The organism is Thermococcus marinus (genome assembly GCF_055389025.1).
In genome coordinates, this window is sequence record NZ_AP042417.1 from 1,875,145 (window position 1) to 1,883,491 (window position 8,347).

The 8,347-nt window shown below is 59.0% G+C and carries 10 protein-coding genes; all 10 read left to right on the forward strand.

Features of this window, described 5'->3' with window-relative positions; genetic code table 11:
* Positions 1–59 precede the first annotated feature (59 nt).
* The 10 genes from ACZ5ER_RS10420 to aroC are packed head-to-tail and all read left to right on the forward strand — an operon-like array spanning position 60 to position 8,330.
* Positions 60–374: a hypothetical protein gene (locus tag ACZ5ER_RS10420; RefSeq protein ID WP_464935208.1), complete on the forward strand. Its 315-nt coding sequence runs from the start codon at positions 60–62 to the stop codon at positions 372–374.
* Complete coding sequence (locus ACZ5ER_RS10425) at positions 367–1,026, forward strand: thiamine pyrophosphate-dependent enzyme (RefSeq protein ID WP_464934401.1); 660 nt, start codon at positions 367–369, stop codon at positions 1,024–1,026. The genes ACZ5ER_RS10420 and ACZ5ER_RS10425 overlap by 8 nt, the downstream gene beginning before the upstream one ends.
* A complete protein-coding gene (locus ACZ5ER_RS10430) occupies positions 1,023–1,940 on the forward strand; it encodes a transketolase family protein (protein ID WP_464934402.1) in 918 nt (305 codons plus the stop codon). Before ACZ5ER_RS10425 ends, ACZ5ER_RS10430 begins: the two co-directional genes overlap by 4 nt.
* Positions 1,941–2,849: a 3-deoxy-7-phosphoheptulonate synthase gene (aroF, locus tag ACZ5ER_RS10435; protein WP_464934403.1), complete on the forward strand. Its 909-nt coding sequence runs from the start codon at positions 1,941–1,943 to the stop codon at positions 2,847–2,849.
* Entirely contained in the window at positions 2,837–3,820 is a 984-nt protein-coding gene (gene aroB / locus ACZ5ER_RS10440) for a 3-dehydroquinate synthase (RefSeq protein WP_464934404.1), read from the forward strand. Before aroF ends, aroB begins: the two co-directional genes overlap by 13 nt.
* Positions 3,817–4,458 carry a 3-dehydroquinate dehydratase gene (locus tag ACZ5ER_RS10445; protein WP_464934405.1) on the forward strand — a complete coding sequence of 214 codons (642 nt, stop codon included), beginning with the start codon at positions 3,817–3,819 and terminating at the stop codon, positions 4,456–4,458. Before aroB ends, ACZ5ER_RS10445 begins: the two co-directional genes overlap by 4 nt.
* Entirely contained in the window at positions 4,448–5,266 is an 819-nt protein-coding gene (locus ACZ5ER_RS10450; protein ID WP_464934406.1) for a shikimate dehydrogenase, read from the forward strand. The genes ACZ5ER_RS10445 and ACZ5ER_RS10450 overlap by 11 nt, the downstream gene beginning before the upstream one ends.
* On the forward strand, positions 5,241–6,062 hold the full coding sequence (locus ACZ5ER_RS10455) for a shikimate kinase (protein ID WP_464934407.1): 822 nt from the start codon (positions 5,241–5,243) through the stop codon (positions 6,060–6,062). Before ACZ5ER_RS10450 ends, ACZ5ER_RS10455 begins: the two co-directional genes overlap by 26 nt.
* Before the next feature lie 4 nt (positions 6,063–6,066).
* A complete protein-coding gene (gene aroA, locus ACZ5ER_RS10460) occupies positions 6,067–7,263 on the forward strand; it encodes a 3-phosphoshikimate 1-carboxyvinyltransferase (RefSeq protein ID WP_464934408.1) in 1,197 nt (398 codons plus the stop codon).
* The gene (aroC, locus tag ACZ5ER_RS10465) at positions 7,260–8,330 is read left to right on the forward strand and encodes a chorismate synthase (RefSeq protein WP_464934409.1); all 1,071 of its coding nucleotides are present in this window, start codon (positions 7,260–7,262) and stop codon (positions 8,328–8,330) included. Before aroA ends, aroC begins: the two co-directional genes overlap by 4 nt.
* The last annotated feature ends 17 nt before the right edge of the window (positions 8,331–8,347 follow it).

Consider the following 8,347-nt stretch of genomic DNA (forward strand, 5'->3'; position numbering starts at 1 on the left):
CGGTGATCGGTGATGTCTCGCCAATTTGTGAAGTCGTCAAACCAGGTGATGTCCCGCCAATGGGTGATGTCCCGCCAATATTGGTGAGCCCTGGCGGGGACGAAGTGATAAAGAAGCTGATTCTAAGGGCTTTGAACGAGAACCAGCGGCTGATACTGAGGAGCATCAACGGCAGGCACCGCTCCCTAAACTCCCTTCTGGAAGAGATTAGCAGGCGTGAGAAGAGGCCAATATCGACGCTGAAACTCAACGCAAGAATACTCAAGGAGCTGGGGCTGATTGACTACGGCACCAAGGACAACCCAAGGCCCGTCCGGCTGACGGAACACGGCCTTCTCGTTCTCAGCATCCTGGAGGTGGATGGCGATGAGTGAAGCCCTTCGTCCGCAGGTCAAACTGAGGGCAATGCTCTCTCCTGTGTCCAACTTCCATCTCGAATCTTCAGAGACGTGCCTGAACATACTCGCGGCAGTACTCAGGAGGAAAGAAGACGACGACGTAGTGATACTGAGCAAGGGGCACTCCGCTCCAGCGTTCTACGTGATGCTCCACGAGATGGGCCTTCTAAGCGACGAAGAGCTCTACAGCTTCGCCGACATCGACGGCCTGCCGAGCCACGTCCTGCGCGGACTGCCGTTCATAGAGGTCTCCAGCGGTTCCCTCGGTCAGGGGCTTTCGGTGGCCAACGGGATAGCCCTTGCAAAGCGCATGGACGGCGAGGAGGGCAGGATATACGTGATACTCGGTGACGGGGAGCTCGACGAGGGTCAGGTCTGGGAGGCCGCGATGACCGCCGCACACCACGGGCTGGACAGAGTCATAGCAATCGTTGACAGGAACTACTTCCAGCTCACCGGAAAGACGGAGGAGATTCTCAACAAGGAACCCCTGGCTGAGAAGTGGCGGGCCTTCGGATGGGAGGTCATCGAGGTGCCCAACAGGGAGGAGGCGATAGGGGAGGCACTGGAGCGCGCGGAGGGCATAGAGGGCAGGCCCAAGGTCATAATAGCGAGGTGGGGGGAGTGATAGAGAGCTTCAGGGAGGCCTTTGGACGGGCTCTGGTAGAGCTCGGCAGAGAGCATGAAAACCTTGTCGTGGTTGACGCCGATGTCAAGAACTCCACAAAGACGGTGTACTTTGAGAGGGCCTTTCCAGAGCGGTTCATTCAGGTCGGGATAAGCGAGCAGGACATGGTCTCAACGGCTGCAGGCCTGGCGATAGCCGGAAAGGTTCCGGTTGTTTCGGCGTTTGCAGTGTTCCTGATGAGGGCCTGGGAGCAGATAAGGAACACCGTGGCGAGGGACAACCTCAACGTCAAGCTCATACCAACGCACTCGGGCTTTTCCGACCACATGGACGGCTCTTCACACCAGTGCCTTGAGGACGTGGCCCTGATGCGCACCCTGCCCAACATGACGGTGGTGGTGCCGGCCGACGCTCCCTCAGTTCCTGTACTCCTTAGGGAAGTGATAGCGCACGAGGGGCCGGTGTACATGCGCCTTGGCAGGGACCACGCGCCGAGGGTCTACGAAAACCCGGGACTTAAGCTCGGTGAGGCAAGCGTTCTGAGGAGGGGCAGCGACGTCCTGATAGTCGCCAACGGCGTGATGGTTTCAGTGGCCCTCGAGGTGGCGGAGCGGCTGGAAAAGAGGAGCGTCGAGGCTGGAGTTGTAGATATGCACACGGTGAAGCCCCTCGATGAAGGAACTCTTCTGAGGCTGGCGAAGAAGGTCAACACCGTCATCACGATGGAGGAGCATAGCATCTACGGCGGCCTTGGAGGGGCCGTTGCAGAGGCCCTATCAGAGAAGCTCCCTCGCAGGGTGGTGAGGATAGGGACTGTCGACTTCGGGAGGTCGAGCAGGGACTACTTCTCCCTGTTGAGGCGCTACGGCCTGACTGCGGATTCCGTACTGGAAAGGATTGTGGAGGTGGTCTGAGTGAAATACAGCAGGGAGTACAGGCCAAAGACCGTAGTTAAGGTTGGGAACGTCAAAATAGGTGACGGGTTCACGATAATGGCCGGTCCCTGTGCCATCGAGAGCGAAGAGATGATAATGAAGGTAGCCGAGTTTCTGGCTGAAATGGGTGTAAAGGTGCTCAGGGGAGGCGCCTTCAAGCCCAGGACGAGCCCCTATTCCTTCCAGGGCCACGGTGAGAAAGCCCTCCTCTGGATGAGAAAGGCAGCCGACGAGTACGGCCTGGTGACGGTGACAGAAGTAATGGACACCAGGCACGTCCCACTTGTTGCAAAGTACTCCGACATCGTTCAGATTGGGGCAAGGAACGCCCAGAACTTTGAACTGCTCAAGGAGGTCGGGAGGCTTGACAACCCTGTCCTCCTCAAGAGGGGCATGGGCAACACCGTGCAGGAGCTCCTATATTCCGCGGAGTACATTATGAGCGAGGGCAACGAGAACGTAATTCTCTGCGAGCGTGGAATAAGGACGTTCGAGCCCTCAACGCGCTTCACACTTGACATCTCAGCGGTGCCCGTTGCCAAGGAGCTTTCCCACCTTCCCATAGTCGTTGACCCGTCCCACCCGGCCGGAAAGAGGAGCCTTGTCATTCCACTGGCCAAGGCAGCCTACGCGGTCGGGGCCGACGGCATCATGGTGGAGGTTCACCCCGAGCCTGAAAAAGCGGTGTCGGACGCGGCGCAGCAGCTCACATTCAGGGACTTCGAGAAACTGCTTGATGAGCTTGAGAGACTCGGATGGAAGAACACTCAGGGGGAAGAGGACACGGGGAGAGGACAAGGGAGTATGGAAACGGGGAAATTGCAGGAGGTTGACTGGGCAACGGAGGTTCTCCTCGTCGAGCTGGGTGGTGTTGGATGGACAACATAAGGTTTGGGGCCCTCTCGGACATTTTTTCCCTCGTTTCAAACCTTTCTCCCCACATGACGGTTGTCCTGACCAATACGACGGTTGGGAGCCTGTGGCTTGAAAAGCTCGGGGAGCTGGGAGCTGAGAGCATAGTTATCCCGGACGGGGAGGAATACAAGAACATCGAGACTGTGAAAGAAATCTGGAGAAGACTGCAGGAGCTCGGCTTTACTAGGAAGTCCCTCCTCATAGGGTTAGGTGGTGGGGTCATCACGGACATAGCCGGCTTCGTGGCCTCCACGTACATGAGGGGCACCATGCTCGGTCTCGTCCCGACGACGCTTTTAGCGCAGGTGGATGCCGCGATAGGGGGAAAGACCGGGGTCAACTTCAACGGCAAGAACATGGTGGGGACGTTTTACCTTCCAGACTTCGTGCTGGTGGCCCACGAGACGCTCTCCACTCTGCCCAGGGAGGAGCTCCTCAACGGGATGGGGGAGGTCGTCAAGTATGGAATCCTCAGCAGGGACGTATATTCCCTCCTCAAAGACCTCCGCTCGGTGGAAGAGTTAGATGCTGCCCTCGTGAAGGCCTGTGTCAGCGTGAAAATGAGGGTTGTCTCAGAAGATTTCAGGGAAAGCGGTGCGAGGCGCGTCCTCAACCTCGGCCACACCACCGCCCACGCCATCGAAAAGCTCTCTGACTACAGGATAAGGCACGGCCAGGCCGTTTCGATAGGCCTGAGGGTGGCCGCCAAGGTGGGGGAGGAGCTCTACGGTTTCGACTCAGGGAAGGTGGAGGAGCTTCTTGAGCGGTTCGGGCTCCCGACCAGGCTGCCCTTTGAGCCGGACGATGTCTTGAGGGAGATGAGGCTCGACAAAAAAGCGTGGTACGGAAGGCTGACCTTTGTGGTACCGGTTGAAATTGGCGATGTGGTGGTTGAGGAAGTTGATGAAAGCCTCGTGAGAAGGGCCCTGGAGGCGGTGAGATGATAGCGGGAGTGGTTTTGGCCGGAAACGCGCGAGAAGCGGCTGAAAAGATTAGGCGGTGCAGGGCAGACCTCTACGAGGTCAGACTGGACTACTTTGACTCCTTTGACCTATCGCCGCTGGGGCCCTTCGCGGATAGGCTAATCCTGACCGTCAGGCGGGCTGAAGAGGGCGGCCACAGGCGGATTCCAGAGGAGGAGAGGCTTGAGCTTTACAGGAAGGCAACGGCCCTGGGGCCAAGGTACATTGACGTCGAGGCGCAGTCGGAGATATCTGATGAAGTCATGAGGGAGGGCAGGAGGAAGGGCGTCGGCGTTGTGCTGTCGTACCACAACTTCGAAAAAACACCCTCCATCGGTGAGCTCCTCGAAGTCCTGGAGGATATGAGGGCAAGGGGTCCCGATGTGATAAAAATCGTCCCGACGGCCAGATCTTACAGGGACAACCTGAGGGTTCTGAGGCTATACGAGGAGGCGGAGAAAGTCATAGCCTTCTGTATGGGGCCGTTGGGGAGGATATCCCGGCTCTTCAGCGCGCTCCTTGCCCCGTTTACCTACGCCGCCATAGATGGTGAGGCGGCCCCGGGCCAGATGAGTGTGGAGGAACTCAAAAAACTCCTGGTGTTGCTGGATGGACGCTGAAACGATGCTCTACGGCGTGATAGGGTTCCCCGCCAGGCACTCCCTGAGTCCCGCGATGCACAACGCCGCATTCAGGGAGGCGGGAATAAACGCGGTCTACCTGGCCTTTGAAGTCCCCCCTGAGCGGCTGGAAATGGCCATAGATGGCGTGAGGGGGCTGGGTATTGGGGGCCTGAACGTCACCATGCCCCACAAGGAGGCTGTGATTAACCACCTCGATGGGCTGTCGGAGGAGGCCGAGGAGATAGGGAGCGTTAACACGGTCGTAAACGACGGTGAGCTGGTTGGCTACAACACCGACGGCTTGGGCGCGAGGAGGGCCCTTGAAACCGTGACCGGCCTCAGGGGAAGGAACGTCCTCGTAATCGGGGCAGGCGGCGCGGGAAGGGCCATAGTTTATGAGCTCTCAAAGACGTCGAACGTCGTCGTCCTCAACAGAACCCCTGAGAGGGCGAAGGCCCTGGAGAGGTTCGGCGCCGTGGGGGAGGCTCTAACTGAGGAGAACCTCAGGCGCTACACTTCATGGGCCGACATAATCATAAACGCCACCCCTGTTGGCATGAACTCCAGCGAGACTCCGGTTCCCCCGGATTTACTCCGGGAGGGGTTGGTTGTCATGGATATCGTCTACAAACCTCTGAGAACCAGGCTGCTCAGAGAGGCTGAGGGGAGGGGGTGCACAACGGTCGACGGGCTCTGGATGCTCGTTTACCAGGGCGTGGAGAGCTTTCGTCTCTGGACCGGAAAATCCGTGGATCCAGAACTGATGAGGGGGGCTGCCCTTGAGGGGCTACGGGAGAGCGGGTAGCGCTGTGACCGTGATAAACGCCTTTGCCACGGGGAGGGGAGCGGCCCTCGGAATAGACCTGTGGACAGAGGCGAGGGTAAAGCTCAGAGGGGAGGGGATATCCGGGAGCATAACCGTGAGGGGAAGGGACTACAGGGACTTCAGGCTCGTTAATGCCGTGGTCGAAGTCGTGAGGCGCTCCACCGGCGAGGAGTTTGGGGTGGAGTTCGAGATAAGCTCTGAGATACCAGTTGGAAAGGGTCTCAAAAGCAGCTCAGCCGCGGCCAACGCCCTCCTACTCGCGCTCTACGATGCCCTCGGGGTGGAAATAGGCCCCTTGCAGGCGGTAAAGCTTGGGGTTGAGGCCGCGAGGGAGGCCGGAGTAACCATCACAGGGGCCTTTGATGACGCCTCGGCTTCCCTCCTGGGTGGCCTCTGCATAACCGACAACAGGAGGGACGAGCTGTTGATGAGGGCCGATGTCGACCCGGAGCCAGTTGTGCTCTTGATACCCGGGGAAACGCTAATGACGTCCCATCTCTCTGGAGTGGACTTTTCTCCAATCGCCCCATACATCGAGAAGGCGTTTGAGATGGCCCTCAGGGGGGAGTGGAGGAAGGCCCTCGTGATCAACGGGCTTCTCTACGCATCTTTCCTCGGACATTCAACCGGGCCAATCGGAACTGCCCTGAGGCTCGGTGCGGTTGCCGGACTGAGCGGAAAGGGGCCGGCTTTCTTCGCCCTAACGGATGAGCCCGAACGCCTCGCCCAGGAATGGGAGAGGTTCGGGAAGGTTGAAATAACGAGTCTGAGGTGATAGCTTGAGGATAAAGCCGGTTGAAGGCGTTGAGGGGAGGGTTCAGGCGCCCCCTTCCAAGAGCTACACCCACAGGGCGCTCTTCCTTGCGCTCCTCTCGGAAGGGGAGAGCGAGATATTGAACCCCCTGAAGAGCGACGACACCAGGGCAACTCTGGGGGCAGTTAGGGCGTTTGGGGCCGAGGCGGATTGGAGAAGAATCGTCCCGCCCGAGGAGCTCCGCCCCGCCGCTGTGAACGCTGAAGAGTCCGGCACGACGGCGAGGATAAGCGTTGCGGTCGCTTCCCTTGCGCGAGGGAGGAGCGTGATAGATGGAGGAAAAAGGCTCAGGGAGAGGCCCATGGGTCCGCTCATCCGGGCACTCAGGTCACTCGGAGTTAAAGTCAAAGGGGAGGTTCTCCCCGTTGAAGTCGCCGGCGGGAGCGTTGGGGGTGAGGTAAACGTTGATGCGTCGCTCTCCTCCCAGTTCGTAACCGCCCTCCTGATCCTCGCCTCTAAAACGGGGATGCGGGTGAGGTTCGAAGGTGCAGTCTCAAGGCCCTACATAGAGATGACCCTCCGGACGATGGAGGCCTTTGGCGTGGAATTCAAGAGGGAGGAAGGCGTTACGGTTTTTCCGGGGGTGAAGGGGTGCCGCTTCCGCGTCCCTGGAGATTACTCAAGCGCGGCCTTTCTACTGGTGGCGGGGGCGCTTTACGGCAGAGTCCGGGTGGAGAACCTTGACCCTACCGATGTCCAGGCGGACAGGGCCATTCTGGACATCCTCAGGGAAATTGGTGCCGAAGTCCGCGTGGGGAAAGACTACGTGGAGGTGCAGAAGGGAGAGCTGAAAAGCTTTGAAATAGACTGCTCAGACTTCCCGGACCTTTTCCCGGTCCTGACGGTCCTGGCGGCCTACGGGGGCGGGAAGAGCACCATAAGGGGGAAGCAGCTCAGGTTCAAGGAAAGCGACCGGGTACACGCAATGGCCCTGAACCTTTCAAGGGCGGGGCTCAGGGTCAGGGAGCTGGAGGACGGTCTTGAGGTCTGGGGAGGGAGGCCGAGGGGCGTCGTGGTTGAGGACTTCAACGACCACAGGGTTGCGATGGCCATGGCAGTGCTGGGCCTTGGGGCAAGGGGTGAGACTGTAATCCGGAATGAGAATGTGGTGGCGAAGTCGTACCCCGGCTTCTTTGCAGATTTGAGGGGGTTGCTCGAATGAAGGGAAAGCTCCTGAGCTTTACCCTCTTCGGGGAGAGTCATGGAAGGGCGGTTGGGGTCCTGATAGATGGATTGCCACCGGGAATTGAAGTGAACGTTGAGGAGCTGAGGAAAGAGCTCCAGCGGAGGAAGGGTATCTCAAGGTTTTCGACGAAGAGGCGGGAGGACGACGAGCCGGTAATACTCTCCGGCGTCTTCAACGGCTTCACGACGGGAACACCGGTGGCCGTGATGGTCTGGAATGGGGACGTCGATTCTTCCTACTACGAGGAGATACTGCACACCCCGAGACCTGGCCACGCGGACTACCCTGCGGGAATAAAGTACTTCGGCTACAACGACTACCGCGGCGGGGGGCACTTCTCGGGCAGGCTCACTGTGGGGGCTGTGATAGCTGGGTACTTTGCCAAAAAGCTCCTTGAAAGGGAGGGAATACATCTAAGAGCATACATCAAGCGCATCGGCCGCGTTAAGTGTCCCGAGGTAACCCCGGAGGAGGTATTTTCGTCGGAAAACCCGTACTGCCCTCGGACGGACTCTTTTGAAACGATGGTAGAAGAAATGGAGCGGGCTCGGGCCGAGGGGGATAGCGTTGGCGGAGTGGTTGAGGCGATTGCCCTTAACGTTCCTCCCGGCCTCGGCGGGCCCTGGGACGAGGACATTGAAGCGGACATTGCCTCGGCACTCTTCAGGATTCCAGCCGTCAAGGGCGTTGAGTTCGGGCTCGGCTTCGGGTTTGCCGAGAAAAGGGGGAGCGAAGTCAACGACCCCTTTGTGATAAGGAACGGAAAAATCCTCACGGAAACCAACAACCACGGAGGGGTTCTCGGCGGGATAACCACTGGGATGCCTCTGGTGGTGAGGGCGGCATTCAAGCCCACACCCTCGATATACCTGCCCCAGAGAACTGTTGACCTCGCGAGGATGGAGGAGACCGAGCTGAAGCTGAGGGGCCGCTTTGACTCCTGTATAGTGCCGAAAGCACTCCCTGTGGTTGAGGCGGTGGTTGCCTTTGTTCTGGCGGATCACCTGCTGAGGAGAAAGGCGTGGGAGGGAGCAGTCAGGTGAGCCTGTCCAAAGCCTTA